Source organism: Bradyrhizobium sp. USDA 10063, assembly GCF_054063735.1.
This window is the reverse complement of the sequence record NZ_JBSSGP010000002.1, coordinates 2,111,129-2,127,724: the sequence shown is the minus strand read 5'-3', so window position 1 is coordinate 2,127,724 and position 16,596 is coordinate 2,111,129. Positions and strand designations below refer to the sequence as shown.

The following is a 16,596-nucleotide window of genomic DNA, read 5'->3' as shown; positions in this document are numbered from 1 at the left end:
GTTTAAGTGAAGGCACGCGTCACCGTTACGTTGAAATCCGGCATCCTCGATCCCCAGGGCAAGGCGATCGAGGGGGCGCTGAAATCGCTCGGCGTCGACGGCGTCGCCAGCGTCCGCCAGGGCAAGGTGTTCGACATCGAGCTCTCCGGCTCCGACCGTGCCAAGGCGGAAGCCGCGCTGAAGGACGCCGCGGACAAGCTGCTGGCGAATACAGTGATCGAGAACTACGCTATCGAGGTGAAAGGCTGAGAAGGTCGGCGATGGCTGAGGTAAGCAACGAACTCCTCTTCGAGATTCTGAAGGTTCTCCAGCGGGACCTTAGTGAGACGAAGAGCAGTATCAATGACGTCAAGACCGAATTGAATGCGATTCGGGGTCATATGATCTCGTTGCAGCAGGACATTCACAACGTATACGGAATTCTCGGCCGTTACGACCTGCGGCTCGAGCGTATTGAAGGTCGCCTCGAACTGAACGAAGCGCCGACCCTATGAAATCCGCCGTCCTCGTCTTCCCCGGCATCAATCGCGAGCGCGACATGGCGCGGGCGCTCAAGCTCATCTCGGGCCAGGAGCCGGCGATGGTCTGGCACGCCGAGACTTCGCTGCCTGCGGGCACCGACCTCGTCGTGGTGCCCGGCGGTTTCTCCTATGGCGATTATCTGCGCTGCGGCGCGATCGCGGCGCGGGCGCCGATCATGGACGCGGTGCGCGACTATGCCGGCAAAGGCGGTCTCGTGCTCGGCGTCTGCAACGGCTTTCAGATCCTCTGCGAATCCGGCCTGCTGCCCGGCGTGCTGATGCGCAATGCGGGATTGAAGTTCATCTGCCACGACGTGCATCTGCGCGTCGAACGCTCGGATACGCCGTTCACCCGCGGCTACAATGCAGGCCAGGTGATCCGCGTGCCGGTCGCGCACGGCGAGGGCAATTACGAGGCGGATGAAGAGACGATCAAGCGGCTGGAAGGCGAAGGGCGGGTGCTCTATCGCTACTGCTCGCCGGAAGGCGTGGTGGACGAGCGCCACAACATCAACGGCGCCGCTAATTCGATCGCTGGCATCGTCAACGACGGCGGCAACGTGCTCGGCATGATGCCGCATCCGGAAAACCACGTCGAAGACATCATGGGCTGCACCGACGGCCGCGGCCTGTTCGCGGGTCTGGTCCAGCATCTGGAAAAGGCGGCGTGAAGTCGCTCGTCGCGAGGTGCCTCGCGGCGATCGCGGCACTTTGGCTTGCGGCCACAGCGACAGCCCAGGATTTCCCAAAGCATCCCATCACCATGATCGTGCCGTTCGCAGCGGGCGGCACGTCCGATGTGATCGCGCGCGTCGTTGCTGAGCAGATGAGCGTGGCGCTCGGACAGCCGATCGTGATCGAGAATGTCGCTGGCGCCGGCGGTTCGACCGCACTTGCGCGGGCTGCGCGTGCCGAACCGGATGGCTACACGATTGCGATCGGCAATGCCGGCACCAGCGCCGCCACCTACACGATCTATCCGAAACTGCCGTTCACACCGGGCTCCTTTGCGCCGATCGCGGTGGTCGCAAAGACCTTTGGCATCATTGCGTTACGCAAGGACTTTCCAGCCAAGGATCTGCAGGACTTCATCGCCTACGCGAAGAAGAATCCGGGCAAGGTCAATCTCGGCCATGCCGGCGTCGGCTCCTCGAATTACCTCATTTGCAAAAGTTTTGTGAATGCCGCCGGGATCGACGTGACGCTTGTCGGTTATCGCGGCGCGGCGCCCGCGCTGACGGATGCGATCGGAGGCCAGATCGACGGCGTATGCGATGCGGCGGCCTCGGTGTCGCAGGCGATCAACGAGAAGCTGGTGAAGGGGCTCGTGGTCGGCTCGACCGTGCGGCTCGCGACGCTGCCGGATCTGCCGACCTCTGCGGAAGCGGGCCTGCCTGAATTCGAGGCGCAGGGCTGGAACGGTCTGTTTGCGCCGAAGGGCACGCCGCCCGCGATCATCGCAAAACTCAATGTCGCAGCCCGCACGGCGGTCGAGAGCGAGGCGGTGAAGAAGCGCTTTGCCGATCTCTCGACGGTTGCGCCCGACGCCAACGAGCATGCGTCGGACGTGCTGCAACAGCTCGTCGCGCGCGACGTCGAGAAATACAAGAGGCTGCTCGCCGACGACCAGAAGTAGCCAGGCCGCCTGCTCGCCTCTCAGCCCCTCAGCCGCACACGCAGCCAGTTCAGGGCGAGCTTGTAGCGGTTGCCGGGAACGGTCATCGCCGCCACGCCGGCCATGACGAGGACGAGCCCGAGCGCGAGGTTCGAGGGTACGGATTCACCGAGCAGCACCACCGACAGGCCGACGCCGATCGGGATGCGCAGATAGCCCTGCGCATTGGTGGTCAGCGTGCCGAGGCGGGTGAGGCACATGTAGAACAGCATCAGGCCGATCGCGCTGGAGAAGATGCCCATGGTGACGACGGCGGCGAGCGCCTGCGGCGTCGGGCGCAAGGTCCAGGGATGGTCAATGATGAGAGATGCCGGTAGCAGCACCAGCCCGCCGAACAACAGCGAGCCGGCCGCGACCACCATCGGGTCGTAACCGGACAGGCGCAGGCCGAAGATCGTGGCGCAGGCGAACGAGATGGTGGCGAGCAGGATCGCCATCTCGGCGAAGAGCTCGCTGCCGAGGCCTCCGAGCGCATCGAGGCCGATGATGACGGCGGTGCCGGCAAGGCCGAGGATCGCCCCAGTGAGTTTCAACAGCGTGGCCGGCTCATGCCGCGTGATGGCCCAGGTGATCAGGAATGCGAAGATCGGCGTGGTCGAGGCCAGCACCACGGTGGGAGCCGCGGCCACATATTGCTGCGCCCAGTTGATCACCAGGAATGGGACTGTCGAGTTGATGGTCTGCTGGAAGGCGAACAGCTTCCACGCCTTGGCGTCGGTTGGAATGCGAAGGCCGCGGATGCGCAGGATCACCAAGAGGAACAGCGCCGCGATCAGTGAGCGGGCCGAGATGAAGGTGAGCGGCGGGATCGAGCCGAGACCGATCTTGGTCAGCGGATAGGTCGAGCTCCAGCAGCAGGCGAGCGCGAGCAGCAGCGCATAATCCTGCCAGCGATGGTGCGGCCGCTTCAGGGCTGATAGCGCAGGCGTTTCCACGGCAGCCGTCACGCTACCCGTCCTTGACGTGCTCTTCGGCACCTGTTGGCTCCCGGCGCATTGGCGCGCTGAGAGCCACTCTTAGCGTGAGAGCGCCAAAAGGAAAGGCAAAGGGAAGTCAAGGAGCTATGCGCTGGCCTCAAGCGGCGCCTTCCGCTTCACCCGCTTGATCGTTCCCGAGAAGGTGAATAGCGGGCGCTCGGCGGATTTCAGAACGCCGCGCAGGAAGATCAGCGAGGCGCCGGCGCGGGTCACCTCGCCAATGCATTCGACCAGCTCGCCCTCGCGTGCCGCGTCGAGGAATTCGCAGGAGAATGCCACCGTCACGCCCGGGCCTTCCAGCTCGGCCGAGGCAATCGCGAACAGGCAGTAATCCGCAAAGGCCATGAAGCAGCCGCCATGGACGTTGCGCATGCCGTTGAGGTGCTTTTTCTCCACCCGGAAGGCGCAATGCACGCGGCCGGTCTCATCCATCCGGTGCCAGAACGGGCCGATATGGCTCTCGAAGCTGTCGCGGATCCAGGTGCGCCAGCCCTTGAATTCGCCCTCGGTCGCGACATGCAGGTCTGGGCGCTGGAGGAATGCGGTCTTGGAAAGGTCGTTCACGCTCGCAGGCTTTCAAAATTGAGTTTCGATCCTTAAATCCGATCCTGTGCTGCAGTGCAAATTCCTTAGCCTGCGGCGCGCCGCCGCAAAGCTCTGGACAGGGCGGAAAAGCGCCATAAAAGGCCTTTGCCCGCACGGCCGATCTACCTAATAAGGGACCCATGAACGAGCCCCAGATTACCCCCGAACTCGTCGCCGCCCACGGGCTCAAGCCGGACGAGTATGAGCGCATCCTGAAATTGATCGGACGGGTGCCGACTTTCACCGAGCTAGGGATCTTCTCGGCGATGTGGAACGAGCACTGCTCGTACAAGTCCTCGCGCATCCATCTGCGCGGGCTGCCCACGAAAGCGCCATGGGTGATCCAGGGGCCGGGCGAGAATGCCGGCGTGATCGACATCGGCGACGGCCAGGCCGTGGTCTTCAAGATGGAGAGTCACAACCACCCGAGCTATATCGAGCCCTATCAGGGCGCGACCACCGGTGTCGGCGGCATTTTACGCGATGTGTTCACGATGGGCGCGCGCCCCATTGCCTGCCTCAATGCGCTGAGCTTTGGCGCGCCCGAGCATCCGAAGACCCGGCATCTCGTCTCCGGTGTCGTCGCCGGCGTTGGCGGCTACGGCAATTCCTTCGGCGTGCCGACGGTCGGCGGGCAGGTCCGCTTCCACACCCGCTACGACGGCAACATCCTGGTGAATGCCATGGCCGTCGGTCTCGCCGACGCCGACAAGATCTTCTACGCGGCGGCCTCCGGCGTGAACATGCCGATCGTCTATCTCGGTTCGAAGACCGGCCGCGACGGCATCCATGGCGCCTCGATGGCCTCGGCCGAGTTCGACGACAATTCCGAGGAGAAGCGGCCGACCGTGCAGGTCGGCGATCCCTTCGCGGAGAAGCTCTTGCTCGAGGCCTGCCTCGAGATCATGGAAAAAGGCTGCGTGATCGCGATCCAGGACATGGGCGCAGCCGGGCTGACCTGCTCGGCGGTCGAGATGGGCGCCAAGGGCGATCTCGGCGTCGACCTCGACCTCAACGCGGTGCCGACCCGCGAGACTGGCATGAGCGCCTACGAGATGATGCTCTCGGAAAGCCAGGAGCGCATGCTCATGGTGCTCAAGCCCGAGAAGGAGCAAGAAGCCGAGGCGATCTTCCGCAAATGGGGCCTCGATTTTGCGGTGGTCGGCTACACCACCCCGACCAAGCGCTTCGTGGTGAAGCATGGCGGCGACGTCATGGCCGATCTGCCGATCAAGGAGCTCGGCGACGAGGCGCCGGTCTACGATCGTCCGCACACGGCTTCCATCGCACAGCCGGTGATCCATGCGCGCGACGTCGAGACGCCGCTTGGCGTTCCGCAGGCGCTGGAGAAGCTGATCGGCACGCCCGATCTCTGCTCGAAGCGGTGGGTCTGGGAGCAGTACGATCACGTCATCCTCGGCAATACCGTGCAGCGCCCCGGCGGCGATGCTGCCGTGGTCCGCGTGCAGGACGGGCCGAAGGGGCTTGCGATGACGGTCGATGTGACGCCTCGCTATTGCGAGGCCGATCCGTTCGAGGGCGGCAAGCAGGCGGTTGCGGAAGCCTGGCGCAACATCACCGCCGTCGGCGGCAAGCCGCTCGCGATCACCGACAACCTCAATTTCGGCAATCCTGAACGGCCCGAGATCATGGGCCAGTTCGTCGGCTGCCTGAAGGGCATTTCAGAAGCCTGCCGCGTGCTGGACTTCCCGGTCGTGTCCGGCAACGTCTCGCTCTACAACGAGACCAACGGCCGCGCCATTCTGCCGACGCCCTCGATCGGCGGCGTCGGTGTGCTCGACGATTTCACCAAGTCGGCGACGCTTGCGTTCAAGGCGGAAGGCGAGGCGATCCTGCTGATCGGCGAGACCCATGGCTGGGCTCGGCCAGTCCGTCTATCTGCGCGAGATCTGCGGCCGCGAGGAAGGCGCGCCACCGCCGGTCGATCTCGCCGCCGAGAAGCGCAACGGCGACGTCGTGCGCGGCATGATTCATGCCGGGACCGCAACCGCGGTGCATGACGTCTCCGACGGCGGGCTATTGATCGCGCTTGCCGAGATGGCGATCGCAAGCGGCATCGGCGCGCGCCTGTTGGCGGCACCGACAGCGCTGGTGCCGCACGCCTACTGGTTCGGCGAGGATCAGGCGCGCTACATCGTCACCGTGCCGGAGGCGGACGCCGGGCGCGTGCTCGCCAAGATGCGGGGTTGCGGCATGCCCTGCGCGCGCATCGGCACCACCGGCGGCGACGCAATCGCGATCGCGGGCGAAACGCCGATGGCGATCACGACGCTGAACGAGGCGTTCGAGCGCTGGCTGCCGGCCTATATGAGCGGCAAGGCGGCGTAGGGTCGCCGGCTTCTATCCCCGTCATTGCGAGCGTAAGCGAAGCAATCCATTTCGCCACTTGCGGAGCAATGGATTGCTTCGTCGCTGTCGCTCCTCGCAATGACAGCGAAGACGACGGCTTCAGAGCACGTGGTTCGCGCCTGGAATCTTCCGCAAGGCCGCGGTCGCCGCCCAGCTCAGCAGCACGGTCAGCACGAAGGCGATGGCCGCCTTCACGATTGCCGGCCAATTGAAATCGAACATCCAATATTGCAGCCAGAGCACGATCGGATAGTGCACCAGGAACATGCCATAGGCATCAGGCTGCATCGGATCGAGGATGCTCCAGCCGGATTGCTTGAATCTCAGGAAATAGGCCAGGATCACAAACATGATGGCCACGCTGAAGGAGGCGAAGAAGAGACCATAGGTCGCCTCATACCAGCTCGGCAGCCATACCGGATTCCCCAGGATTTCGCGCTTGATGTAGATCAGCACCCACATCAGGCAATACGGAACGAGCGCCGCGACCGCCCAGCCCCAACTGCTCCTCGCCAGCCGGCCATCTGCAGCCAATAGACCGCGATCCAAATACATCGCGCCTATGCCGGCGCCAAAAAAGAAGTAGGTCGTATAGAGCAACACGCGGCCGTGCTGCACCGAGAACGGCCCGAACTCGAACCAACTGCCTGGCCCATAGTGAACGCGCCCCGGAATGTAGAGCCCGGCGGTGACCGCAAGCATGACCACGAAAAATAAGGTGGCCTGCTCATGACCTTTGAGCGACAGTCGGTTGATCGGATCGATGATTTTGGGCGACAACAGATAGAGCGCGCTCGCGACGAGGTCGAAGGCGAGCAAGACCCAGAGAAACCAGATCGGGCCGCTCGGCCATGGGCCCACGGTGATCGTCTTCCACCAGAACTCCGAGAAGCTCAGATCCGGAGTTTGGCGCAGCGCGAAGGAGTAATAGGCCAGCGGAATGAGCGTGAACGCGCAGATCACGAAGGGCAGGCCAAGCCGAACCAGGCGATCGAGCAAATATTGCACTGGCCCTTTCCGAGCGAGACCCGGCCACACGAAGAGTCCCGACAGGAAGAAGAACATCGCCATGAAGAAACTGTCGGTGGCGAGCACGACCATGTCGAAGCCGATCCAATATTTCGGATCGGTGTGTCCGAAATACGTGTAGGGAATCACGGCGTGGTGCAGCAACACCACGAGCGTCAAGAAGGTGCGGGCGCGATCGAGCGCGGCGTTGCGCGCTTTTGCTTTCGGTGCGGCGTGAGCTTCCGCGGTCGCCATGGTGTGGGAGATCGAGCTCATAGGCGCCCCTCTTAAGAGGTGATCGGTCTTGATGTTGCAACCCGGAACCCGATTGGGCAAGGCCCAATCGTGACATTCCGAAAACGTCGATGTGATCTCGCGCTTGCGAGCGCAACGGAACGACGCGAGTCACGGGACGTTGGTGCGGCCGCATGCAATGCGGAGAATTATCATGCGACACAAATTGCATCTATCGGCTGTCATCGCGATGTCATTGATGACGGCGTCATCAGCCGCCTTCGCGCAAGCTCCAGGCGGCGGCATCGGGACAGCGCAAGGCGGTACGTCGTCCGGGGTCGGCAGTGCGCCACCGGCCGCACCGACCAACCCGGGATCGGCCGGTATCTCATCGGCGCCCGGCGGACAATCGAGCTCCACCACCGGAATGGGCAGCGGCGGGACGTCCACCACGCCCAATCCGTCCCTCAGCCAGCCGGGTACGCCCAACACATCGCCGGGCACGCCCGGGACCGGCCTGTCTCCGAACGGCATGCCGGACGATGATGCCACCCCGTCCGGCCCTCCGGGGCGCATCCAACGATAGCGCAACGTGCAACGGGAAAGCGGGCGACGATGATTCGCCGCTCGCTGCCTTGGAACTCGCGCCATCTCCTGCGGTTACCTCCGCGAAATAGCTGGAGAAGCGGGCGATGACGTTACTTAAGTGGGCGCTGATTTTTCTTGTGGTGTCTATTATAGCCGGCCTGCTCGGCTTCACCGGCATATCGGCGGCGTCAGCCGATATCGCGCGGGTGTTGTTCTATATCTTCGTCGTGATCTTCCTGGTGCTCCTGATACTTGGGCTCACGATATTCAGGGCTTAGCATTCAGCGGTGGAAGCGATAGAGGCGCGTCGTCATGCCCGGGCTCGTCCCAGGCATCCACGTCTCGGTACCAGCGCGAGCAATTGCATGGATGGCCGGGTCAAGCCCGGCCATGACGGCAGGCAGTAACTTCCGCCCTTACGCCACTTCCTCGATCGTGACCTTGTCCGGATAGAACGCCAGGTGTCCCGCGATTTCGGTCATCGCCGGGAAGGGCGTTTCATAGGTCCAGATCGAATTATCCAGCGTCTTGCCGTTGGCATTGATGCTGAAATAGTTCGCGTCGCCCTTGTAGGGGCAATGTGTGGTCCGCTCGGTCCGGGAGAGCAGGGCCATGTTGGCGTCCTCCCGCGGGATGTATTGCACGGCGGGATAGCTCGCTTCCTTCAGGGTCAGCGCGTGGGGTGGAGTCGGCGATGACGACATCCCCCGCCCGGACGCGGACGCGCTTGGGATTGGGTGTAATCGTGATCGGATGGTCGGGACCTGGGAGTTTCATGGTTCTGCGCCTTTTTTGGTCAGTTCGTTGTGACCGATTGATGCAGCTAAAACGATTGGAAGCGGAATATAGTGCCTGATAGGATGACCTAGAAGAGCGCAAGCGCTAGGTTTTGTTCCCCGCGGCTGGCCGTGCCGGCCGCGATTTGAACGGTCGAATGGAGGTGTATTGGGATGCCGATGGACGCCCGCGATATCGAATCGATGATCAAGGCAGCCATTCCCGATGCCGTGGTGACGATCCGCGACCTGGCCGGTGATGGCGACCATTACGCGGCAACGGTGATCTCGGAATCCTTCCGCGGCAAGTCCCGCGTTCAGCAGCACCAGATCGTCTACCAGTCGCTCAAGGGGCAGATGGGCGGCGTGCTGCACGCACTGGCGCTGCAGACCGGGGTGCCCGGCGGACCCGAGGCCTGATCATCTCGTTCGATCATGATCCGACTAGACGGAATCAGATCATGATCTCATCTCTTTGTTTGAGCATGATCTCCGCGCAAACGCTCCGCGTTTGTCGCGAGGGAAAACCGGTCTCCACTTTTCCGGATCATGCTCCAGGGGGCCACTGATGGCTGCGGACAATCGACGCGGCGCGATGTTTCGCGTCGTCGTGCCCAACCAGCACAGCCGCGTCACCTATGCCGAACTGTTCTTCGATCTGGTGTTCGTGTTCGCGGTCACGCAGATCTCGCACACGTTGCTTCATCATTTCACGCCGATCGGCGCCGTCGAGGTTACGCTGCTGTTCCTCGCGGTGTGGTGGGTCTGGGTCTTCACGGCCTGGGTGACCAATTGGCTCAATCCGGAGCTGACGCCGGTACGTATCCTGCTGTTCCTGATGATGCTCGGCGGCCTCGTGCTGTCGACCTCGATCCCGAAGGCCTTTGAAGACCGCGGCCTGTGGTTCGCGATTGCCTATGCAGTGATGCAGGTCGGACGCACCGCGTTCTGGCTGTTCTCGACGCCGCATCACTGGACCGCGGTGCGCCACAACGCCATCCGCATCCTGGCCTGGCTCTCCACCTCCGCCGTGTTCTGGATCCTCGGCGGCCTTGCCGAAGGTGAGTCCAGGCTATGGCTGTGGATCATTGCACTCGTGATCGAATATGTCTCGCCGGCGGCGCGGTTCTGGGTCCCGAGGTTGGGGCTGTCATCGCTCGAGGCATGGGCGGTCGAAGGCGGCCATATGGCCGAGCGCTGCGCCCTCTTCATCATCATTGCGCTTGGCGAGGCGGTTGTCGTGAACGGCGCGACCTTTGCCGAGCTGAGCTGGACGACCGAGAACATCCTCGCTTTCGTGTTCTCGCTGGTCGGCAGCATCGCGATGTGGTGGATCTATTTCCACAAGGGCGCCGAAGCCGGCTCCGAACTGATCTCGAAATCGGTCGAATCAGGGAAACTGGCGCGCCTTGCCTACACCTATCTGCACATGCCGATCGTCGCCGGCATCATCCTGACCGCGGTTTCGGATGAACTGGTGCTGAAGCATCCCGGCGGCCACTCCGATCTCAAGACGATCTTGAGCGCGATCGGTGGCCCGCTTCTGTTCCTGGTCGGGACGATCCTGTTCAAGCTCTCGATCCGGGGCTTCCTGCAGCTCTCCCACATCGCGGGCATCGTCGCGCTGCTCGTGCTGAGCTGGTTCGCAAGCGAGCTGTCGCCGCTATGGCTGTCGATCCTCACGACCGCGATCCTTATCGTGGTCGCGGCGTGGGAATCCGTGTCGCTGGGCTCGGCTTCGGAATCTCATTCCGAAGCGACCAACGCGTGAACCGAGAACATCTTTGCCGCGTCGGTCCAGGACTCTCGCACCGTCCAGCCCGAATTTCGAGCCAGCTCCGTGAACCGCTCCAGCGAATATTTGTAGCTGTTCTCGGTGTGAATGCTCTCGCCGGGACGGAACGAGAAGGTGTTGCCGAGGATCCGCACGCTCTGCGCCTTGCGGCTGATCAGGTGCATCTCGATGCGGTGGCGGTCGCGGTTGTAGACCGAGCGATGCGAGAAGGCGGGAAGATCGAAATTGCCGCCGAGCTCGCGATTGATGCGCACCAGCACATTGAGATTGAAGCGCGCGGTGACGCCGGCTGAATCATTATAGGCGTTGTACAGCACGCGCTCGTCCTTCTCGAGGTCGGCGCCGATGATCATCTGCGCGCCAGAGCCCAGGATTTCACGCGCGGTGCGCAGGAAATCGGCGGCCTCCTGCGGCTCGAAATTGCCGATCGTCGATCCTGGGAAGAAGCCTACCTTCGGCGTTTCGGCGATCTCGGCCGGCAGCGCGAACGGTGCGGTGAAATCAGCGGCGACCGGATAGACGCGCAGGCCCGGAAAGTCCTTGCGCAGGCCATCCGCTTGCGCGTTCAGGAAATCGCCGGAGATGTCGACGGGCACGTAGGCGCCGAATTCGCAGTGCTCGAGCAACAGGCGTACCTTGGTGGTCGCACCCGCGCCGAACTCGACCAGCGCCGCGCCCGCAGGGATGATCGCGGCGATATCGGCCCCGCGATCGCGCAAGATGCCAAGCTCGGTGCGGGTCGGGTAATATTCCGGCTGCACCGTGATCTGCTCGAACAGCTCCGAGCCGGCCGCGTCATAGAAATATTTGGGCGACAGGCGCTTGGGATGCTGAGCGAGCTGGCCGATCACGTCGTCGGCAAAAGCTGCGGTCTGTTCGTCAAAGGCATAAGCCTTGGCCAAAGCGCGGGCATGCACATTCATGATACTCTCCTGAACGCGCCTTCCCGCGCGCTATGATTTTTGGTTGTTTTTGCGCACGATCGTTTCGGAAAACCGGTATCCACTTTTCCGGATCATGCTTGAGAACCGATCAGGCGTAGTCGGCGAGCCGTAATCCCGTAAATTGCCAGCGGTGGTGCGGATAAAAGAAGTTGCGATAGGTGATACGGCTATGACCGCTCGGCGTTGCAAGCGAGGAGCCGCGCAGCACCAATTGATTGACCATGAACTTGCCGTTGTACTCGCCGAGCGCGCCCTCGATCGCCCGATAGCCCGGATAGGGTGAATAAGAGGAGCGGGTCCACTGCCAGACGATGCCGAAGGCATCGTTGAGCTGACCGGCGCGCGCGGCGACCTCCCATTCCATCTCGGTCGGCAGGTGCTTGCCCGCCCAGCGCGCGAAGGCGTCGGCCTCGTAATAGCTGACATGGCAGACCGGGGCTGCCGGGTCGATCGGCTGCAGGCCGCCCAAGGTCATGATCTGCCATTGGCCATCGACCTTGCGCCAATGGCCGGGCGCTTCCCAGCCTTCCTTTTCGACGGTCGCAAAACCGTCCATCAGCCAAAGCGTCGCCGCCCGATAGCCGCCGTCCTGGATGAAGGCGAGCCACTCCGCGTTGGTCACAAGACTTCGCGCCAGTTTGACCGGGCCGACCAGGGCCCGATGCGCCGGCTTTTCATTGTCGAAATGAAAGCTGTCGTCCGGATGGCCAATGGTGTGGATACCCTCGTTCAGCGTGACCCATTCCTGACCGTCGCGTTGCGAGGCCGGGAAGCTCCAGGCCGAATCGTAAGCCGGCGGGATCGGGTTCTGCGCGAAAGCGTGCAGGATGTCGGTCCACATCAGCTCCTGATGCTGCTGCTCGTGATTGAGCCCGACCTCGACCAGCGGGACCAGCTTTTCCAGCTTCTCCTCACCCGTGGTCTTGAAGAACTTCACCACGGCATCGTCGACGTGGCGGCGATAGGCGGTGACCTCGTCGGCGCTGGGCCGGGTCAGATGGCCGCGCTGGTGCCGTGCATGGCGGGGGCCGGCACTGACATAATAGGAGTTAAAGAGATAGGCGTAGTCGGGATGGAAGGGCTTGTAGCCGTCCTGGTGCTGGCCGAGCAGAAACTGCTCGAAGAACCAGGTGGTATGGGCGCGGTGCCACTTGGCCGGGCTCGCGTCCGGCATCGACTGGATCAACTGGTCCTCCGCCGACAGGGGCGCGGCCCGGCGTTCGGTTTCATTCCGCACCACGAGATACGCCTCCACCAGGCCCTGGGAGAGCGGACCGGAATCAGAAGCGCGTGATGAGGATGGGGTCGCGAGGGTGGCGGCAGCGGATGCTGGTTTCGTCACGGGTATCTCCGGATGGCTGGAGAGAACGTTGCTCTGCCAAACTGGTTCCCTACGGGCAGTCCGTCCTAGATAGGGGCTCCCATCCGGGAAAAAAGCCTCCCGCGGCCATGATATTAGTGTCGTCAGATTATGCCCCCGGCGCCCGAAAAGGGCCCGATGCATGCCAGCTCTCCGCCATTTTGCTTTGGATGCACAACGGTTTGGGCTACATATATAGCCAGTCGCGGGGTAAGCGGGTCGAGCCGGCCCACCAAGTGCCGCAAGGGGCGGAGCCCCAAAGGGAAACGAAAATGAGCATCGAACAATTCATCGACAACGAAGTGAAGTCGAACGACGTCGTGCTGTTCATGAAGGGCACGCCACAATTTCCGCAGTGCGGTTTCTCAGGTCAGGTCGTGCAGATCCTCGACCATATCGGCGTGGGCTATAAAGGTTTGAACGTGCTGGAGTCCGCCGAACTGCGCAACGGCATCAAGGTCTATTCGAACTGGCCGACCATTCCTCAGCTCTACGTCAAGGGTGAGTTCGTCGGCGGCTGCGACATCATCCGCGAGATGTTCCAGGCCGGCGAGCTGCAGCAGCTTTTCGCCGACAAGGGCGTTCCGGTCGGCGCCGCCGCCTGAGCCTGATGGCGCGCCAGCTCGGTAACGCGCGCCTCGAAGTCGTCGTTGCCGACATCACCACCCTGCGCGTTGACGCCATCGTCAACGCGGCCAATTCGTCCCTCCTGGGTGGAGGCGGTGTCGATGGCGCGATCCACCGTGCCGCGGGGCCCGAACTGCTCGCCGAGTGCCGTACGTTGCGCGGCTGCGCGACCGGCGATGCCAAGATCACACATGGTTATCGGCTTCCCGCACGGCATGTCATTCACGCCGTCGGACCGGTCTGGCACGGCGGCGATCAAGGCGAGGATGGATTGCTCGCCTCCTGCTATCGCCGCGCGCTCGAGCTCTGTCAGGCGAACGGGCTTGCCTCACTGGCATTCCCCGCCATTTCGACCGGTGTCTATCGCTTCCCCGCCGACCGTGCTGCCGGGATTTCGGTCGGGACGGTCGCGGCGGGACTTAGCCACGCACCGACGGTCAACCGGGTGATCTTCTGCTGCTTCTCTGAAGCCAGCGCCCGGCTGCATGAGCAGTCTTTGGCCGGTCTTGACGGCCCTTGTGCTGATTGACGCGCCGCCGCTACACTCCCTGCCGAATTCGGGAGGGGTCCAATGAATTCGGTAAAATTGCTGCGCGTGCTGGCGACAGGCGCGTTGATGCCTTTTGTGCTTGTTGCATTGCCCGCCGCTGGTGCGGAAGGAACGTTCGATATTCCGGCAGGCGCGCATTTCAACCAGGACAAGCTTGCGAAGATCGGGACGTTCTTCAACAACGAGGTGGCGACCGGAAAAATCCCGGGCGCAATCGTCCTGATTCAGCAGCATGGCAAGCCGGTCTATCACCAGTCCTTCGGCGTGCAGGATGTGGCGAGCAAGGCGCCGATCACCGACAAGACGATCTTCCGCCTGTTTTCGATGACGAAGGCGATCACCGCCGTCGTCTCGATGCAGTTGCTTCAGGAAGGCAAGTTCAAGCTGGATGATCCGGTCGCGAAATACATCCCATCCTTTGCGAACGTGAAGGTCGGCGTCGAGAAGAAGAACGAGGACGGCAGCAAGACGCTCGAACTGGTGCCGCCGGACCGGCCGATGACCGTGCTCGACCTGATGCGCCACACCTCCGGCATCACCTATGGCTTCTATGGCGACAGCCTGGTCCGCAAGGCCTATGCCTCCGCCAATCTCTATGCCGGCGATTTCGATCTGGCCGAGTTTGCCGAGCGGATCGCCAGGCTGCCGCTGCACAACCAGCCGGGCGCGCTCTGGCAATATGGCCACTCCACCGACGTGCTGGCGCGCATCATGGAGATCGTGTCCGGCAAGCCGCTGCTCGCGGTCGAGCGGGAGAAGCTGCTCGATCCACTCGGCATGAACGACACCCGTTTCCTCGTCACCGATCCGGCGAAGCAGAAACTTCTGGCGCTGCCGATGCCGAATGACAGCAATTTCCGGGTTGGCCGCGAAAACGACCCGACAGTCGTCAAGAAAATTGAGTTTGCCAGTGGCGGCATGGTGTCAACCATGGCCGACTTCTCGCGCTTTGCGCAGATGCTGCTCAACGGCGGCACATTCGATGGCCGGACTTATCTGACCCCCGAGACATTCAAGCTGATGACCACCGATCAGGTAGGTCCCGGCTCGGGAGTGGGGCGGGACTATTTCTATTTCCCCGGCGATGGCTTTGGCTTCGGGCTTGGCCTTGCGGTTCGGACCGATCCCGGCAACGCAAAGCCGCCGCCGCCGGGCTCGCTCGGCGAACTGAAATGGGACGGCGCCAGCGGTTGCTATTTCGTGATCGACCGCAAACAGGACATGTTTTTCGTGCTCCTGGAGCAGACGCCGACCGAGCGGCAACGCATCCAGCGGACGCTGAAGCAGCTAGTCTATGAAGCGATGGAGAACTGAAGCTTTTTCCCGCCGCCTCGTTCTCGCGGCGGCGCTCGCGCTTCTGGTCGCTGCGGGATGTGGCGCCCGCGCAGAACCTCCGGCCACCGGCGCGTACCGCTTTTCCGCCGCGGGGCTGGCGCGCGTCAGCGACTACATCAGGAACGAGATCGTGACCGGCAAGATTCCCGGCGCCATCCTCTTGATCCAGCAGCACGGCAGGCCGGTCTATTACGAGAATTTCGGCGTCCGCGACGTCGCCACTCAGCTTTCGATGAGCGCGGATACCATCTTCCGCCTCTATTCGATGTCGAAGCCGATCACCTCGGTGGCCGCGATGATGCTGGTGGAGGACGGCAAGCTCGCGCTCGACGACCCCGTGTCAAAATACATCCTCGCATTCGCGAATGTGAAGGTCGGCGTCGACCAGCGAGCGGAGAACGGCAGCGCGACGCTTGCGCTGGAGTCGCTCAAGCGCCCGATCACGATCGAGGATCTGCTGCGCCATACGTCTGGTTTGACCTACGGCTTTTCCGGCGACGGCACGGTGCGAAAGCTCTATGCGGAAGCGAACCTTTTCAATGGTGACTGGACCAACGCCGAATTCGCCGCGCGGATCGCGAAATTGCCGCTGGCCGAGCAGCCGGGCACCCTCTGGGATTACGGGCATTCCACCGACATACTCGGCCGCGTGATCGAGGTTATCTCGGGAAAGACGCTATACCAGTTCGAAAAGGAGCGGCTGCTGGGTCCGCTCGGGATGAACGAGACCGTCTTCTACGTCGCCGATCCCGCCAAGCGGCCGCGCATCGCCGAGCCGATGCCGGACGACCGTGCGCTCGGCCCGGCCACGATGGTCAGCGATCCCATGCAGCCGCGCAAATGGGAGTCAGGCGGCGCCGGCATGGTCGGCACCATCGGCGACTATGCGCGTTTTGCGCAGATGCTGTTGAACCGCGGCACGTTCGAGGGGCGGCGCTACCTCAAGCCGGAGACCATCGCCCTGATGACCAGGGATCATATCGGCCCGGAGACCAAGATCGCGCGCGATGACCGCTATTATCCCGGCGCCAACAGCGGCTTCGGTCTCGGCTTCGCCGTGCGCACATCGGCGCCTCCGAACACGTCATGGCCGCGTGGGGAATACCGCTGGGACGGCGTCGCCGGCACTTTCTTCTTCATCGATCCCGAAGACGACATGTTCGCGATTCTGATGGTGCAGACGCCCACGCAGCGCGGACGGATCGAGCTGGAGTTGAAGACGCTGATCTATCAGGCGATGGGACGGTGAGC

Annotated in this window: 17 protein-coding genes and 2 pseudogenes; 13 read left to right on the top strand and 6 right to left on the bottom strand. The window is 62.8% G+C overall.

Annotation, left to right across the window (positions count from 1 at the left end):
* The first annotated feature begins 6 nt into the window (after positions 1-6).
* The 4 genes from purS to ACVJGD_RS12470 are packed head-to-tail and all read left to right on the top strand — an operon-like array spanning position 7 to position 2,157.
* A complete protein-coding gene (purS, locus tag ACVJGD_RS12485) occupies positions 7-249 on the top strand; it encodes a phosphoribosylformylglycinamidine synthase subunit PurS (protein WP_456634616.1) in 243 nt (80 codons plus the stop codon).
* Positions 250-260: 11 nt separating this feature from the next.
* Positions 261-494, top strand: coding sequence for a hypothetical protein (locus ACVJGD_RS12480; RefSeq protein WP_456634615.1), 234 nt, complete (start codon positions 261-263; stop codon positions 492-494).
* The gene (gene purQ / locus ACVJGD_RS12475) at positions 491-1,192 is read left to right on the top strand and encodes a phosphoribosylformylglycinamidine synthase subunit PurQ (RefSeq protein ID WP_456634614.1); all 702 of its coding nucleotides are present in this window, start codon (positions 491-493) and stop codon (positions 1,190-1,192) included. Before ACVJGD_RS12480 ends, purQ begins: the two co-directional genes overlap by 4 nt.
* The gene (locus tag ACVJGD_RS12470; protein WP_456634613.1) at positions 1,189-2,157 is read left to right on the top strand and encodes a tripartite tricarboxylate transporter substrate binding protein BugD; all 969 of its coding nucleotides are present in this window, start codon (positions 1,189-1,191) and stop codon (positions 2,155-2,157) included. The genes purQ and ACVJGD_RS12470 overlap by 4 nt, the downstream gene beginning before the upstream one ends.
* A 20-nt stretch (positions 2,158-2,177) precedes the next feature.
* On the opposite strand, the gene ACVJGD_RS12465 is transcribed toward ACVJGD_RS12470, so the two are convergent.
* Positions 2,178-3,173 (bottom strand): DMT family transporter, encoded by a 996-nt coding sequence (locus ACVJGD_RS12465; protein ID WP_456634612.1) that lies wholly within the window; start codon positions 3,171-3,173, stop codon positions 2,178-2,180.
* A gap of 84 nt (positions 3,174-3,257) precedes the next feature.
* Positions 3,258-3,737 carry a PaaI family thioesterase gene (locus tag ACVJGD_RS12460; RefSeq protein WP_456634611.1) on the bottom strand — a complete coding sequence of 160 codons (480 nt, stop codon included), beginning with the start codon at positions 3,735-3,737 and terminating at the stop codon, positions 3,258-3,260.
* A gap of 161 nt (positions 3,738-3,898) precedes the next feature.
* Here ACVJGD_RS12460 and purL point away from each other — a divergent pair.
* Positions 3,899-6,107 (top strand): annotated as a pseudogene (gene purL, locus ACVJGD_RS12455) (phosphoribosylformylglycinamidine synthase subunit PurL).
* A 120-nt stretch (positions 6,108-6,227) separates the two neighbouring features.
* Here purL and ACVJGD_RS12450 read toward each other — a convergent pair.
* Positions 6,228-7,412: an acyltransferase family protein gene (locus tag ACVJGD_RS12450; protein ID WP_456634610.1), complete on the bottom strand. Its 1,185-nt coding sequence runs from the start codon at positions 7,410-7,412 to the stop codon at positions 6,228-6,230.
* A gap of 172 nt (positions 7,413-7,584) precedes the next feature.
* Here ACVJGD_RS12450 and ACVJGD_RS12445 point away from each other — a divergent pair, with 172 nt between their 5' ends.
* Positions 7,585-7,956, top strand: a complete 372-nt coding sequence (locus tag ACVJGD_RS12445) for a hypothetical protein (protein ID WP_456634609.1) — start codon at positions 7,585-7,587, stop codon at positions 7,954-7,956.
* Between the two features lie 106 nt (positions 7,957-8,062).
* Positions 8,063-8,236 (top strand): DUF1328 domain-containing protein, encoded by a 174-nt coding sequence (locus ACVJGD_RS12440; RefSeq protein ID WP_028166384.1) that lies wholly within the window; start codon positions 8,063-8,065, stop codon positions 8,234-8,236.
* A gap of 138 nt (positions 8,237-8,374) precedes the next feature.
* On the opposite strand, the pseudogene ACVJGD_RS12435 reads toward ACVJGD_RS12440, so the two are convergent.
* Positions 8,375-8,735, bottom strand: a pseudogene (locus ACVJGD_RS12435) (DUF427 domain-containing protein).
* 173 nt (positions 8,736-8,908) lie between these two features.
* Here ACVJGD_RS12435 and ACVJGD_RS12430 point away from each other — a divergent pair.
* The gene (locus ACVJGD_RS12430; RefSeq protein WP_027584882.1) at positions 8,909-9,154 is read left to right on the top strand and encodes a BolA/IbaG family iron-sulfur metabolism protein; all 246 of its coding nucleotides are present in this window, start codon (positions 8,909-8,911) and stop codon (positions 9,152-9,154) included.
* Positions 9,155-9,302: 148 nt separating this feature from the next.
* A complete protein-coding gene (locus ACVJGD_RS12425) occupies positions 9,303-10,505 on the top strand; it encodes a low temperature requirement protein A (protein WP_456634608.1) in 1,203 nt (400 codons plus the stop codon).
* Here ACVJGD_RS12425 and egtD read toward each other — a convergent pair.
* Positions 10,481-11,452 (bottom strand): L-histidine N(alpha)-methyltransferase, encoded by a 972-nt coding sequence (gene egtD / locus ACVJGD_RS12420; RefSeq protein WP_456634607.1) that lies wholly within the window; start codon positions 11,450-11,452, stop codon positions 10,481-10,483. The genes ACVJGD_RS12425 and egtD overlap by 25 nt on opposite strands.
* Positions 11,453-11,561: 109 nt before the next feature.
* Positions 11,562-12,815, bottom strand: coding sequence for an ergothioneine biosynthesis protein EgtB (gene egtB, locus ACVJGD_RS12415; protein ID WP_456634606.1), 1,254 nt, complete (start codon positions 12,813-12,815; stop codon positions 11,562-11,564).
* 290 nt (positions 12,816-13,105) lie between these two features.
* Here egtB and grxD point away from each other — a divergent pair, with 290 nt between their 5' ends.
* Genes grxD through ACVJGD_RS12395 form a run of 4 tightly spaced genes read left to right on the top strand, consistent with a single transcriptional unit; the run spans position 13,106 to position 16,594 of the window.
* Complete coding sequence (grxD, locus tag ACVJGD_RS12410) at positions 13,106-13,438, top strand: Grx4 family monothiol glutaredoxin (protein WP_225119355.1); 333 nt, start codon at positions 13,106-13,108, stop codon at positions 13,436-13,438.
* Between the two features lie 5 nt (positions 13,439-13,443).
* A complete protein-coding gene (locus ACVJGD_RS12405) occupies positions 13,444-13,989 on the top strand; it encodes an O-acetyl-ADP-ribose deacetylase (protein WP_456634605.1) in 546 nt (181 codons plus the stop codon).
* Positions 13,990-14,031: 42 nt separating this feature from the next.
* Positions 14,032-15,324 (top strand): serine hydrolase domain-containing protein, encoded by a 1,293-nt coding sequence (locus tag ACVJGD_RS12400; protein WP_456634604.1) that lies wholly within the window; start codon positions 14,032-14,034, stop codon positions 15,322-15,324.
* The gene (locus ACVJGD_RS12395) at positions 15,305-16,594 is read left to right on the top strand and encodes a serine hydrolase domain-containing protein (protein WP_456634603.1); all 1,290 of its coding nucleotides are present in this window, start codon (positions 15,305-15,307) and stop codon (positions 16,592-16,594) included. Before ACVJGD_RS12400 ends, ACVJGD_RS12395 begins: the two co-directional genes overlap by 20 nt.
* The last annotated feature ends 2 nt before the right edge of the window (positions 16,595-16,596 follow it).

Coding starts and splice junctions, on each gene's coding strand:
- ACVJGD_RS12480 (WP_456634615.1), top strand. CDS start 261: ATGGCTGAGGTAAGCAACGAACTCCTCTTCGAGATTCTGAAGGTTCTC.
- purQ (WP_456634614.1), top strand. CDS start 491: ATGAAATCCGCCGTCCTCGTCTTCCCCGGCATCAATCGCGAGCGCGAC.
- ACVJGD_RS12450 (WP_456634610.1), bottom strand. CDS start 7,412: ATGAGCTCGATCTCCCACACCATGGCGACCGCGGAAGCTCACGCCGCA.
- ACVJGD_RS12445 (WP_456634609.1), top strand. CDS start 7,585: ATGCGACACAAATTGCATCTATCGGCTGTCATCGCGATGTCATTGATG.
- ACVJGD_RS12440 (WP_028166384.1), top strand. CDS start 8,063: ATGACGTTACTTAAGTGGGCGCTGATTTTTCTTGTGGTGTCTATTATA.
- ACVJGD_RS12430 (WP_027584882.1), top strand. CDS start 8,909: ATGCCGATGGACGCCCGCGATATCGAATCGATGATCAAGGCAGCCATT.
- ACVJGD_RS12425 (WP_456634608.1), top strand. CDS start 9,303: ATGGCTGCGGACAATCGACGCGGCGCGATGTTTCGCGTCGTCGTGCCC.
- egtD (WP_456634607.1), bottom strand. CDS start 11,452: ATGAATGTGCATGCCCGCGCTTTGGCCAAGGCTTATGCCTTTGACGAA.
- grxD (WP_225119355.1), top strand. CDS start 13,106: ATGAGCATCGAACAATTCATCGACAACGAAGTGAAGTCGAACGACGTC.
- ACVJGD_RS12405 (WP_456634605.1), top strand. CDS start 13,444: ATGGCGCGCCAGCTCGGTAACGCGCGCCTCGAAGTCGTCGTTGCCGAC.
- ACVJGD_RS12400 (WP_456634604.1), top strand. CDS start 14,032: ATGAATTCGGTAAAATTGCTGCGCGTGCTGGCGACAGGCGCGTTGATG.
- ACVJGD_RS12395 (WP_456634603.1), top strand. CDS start 15,305: ATGAAGCGATGGAGAACTGAAGCTTTTTCCCGCCGCCTCGTTCTCGCG.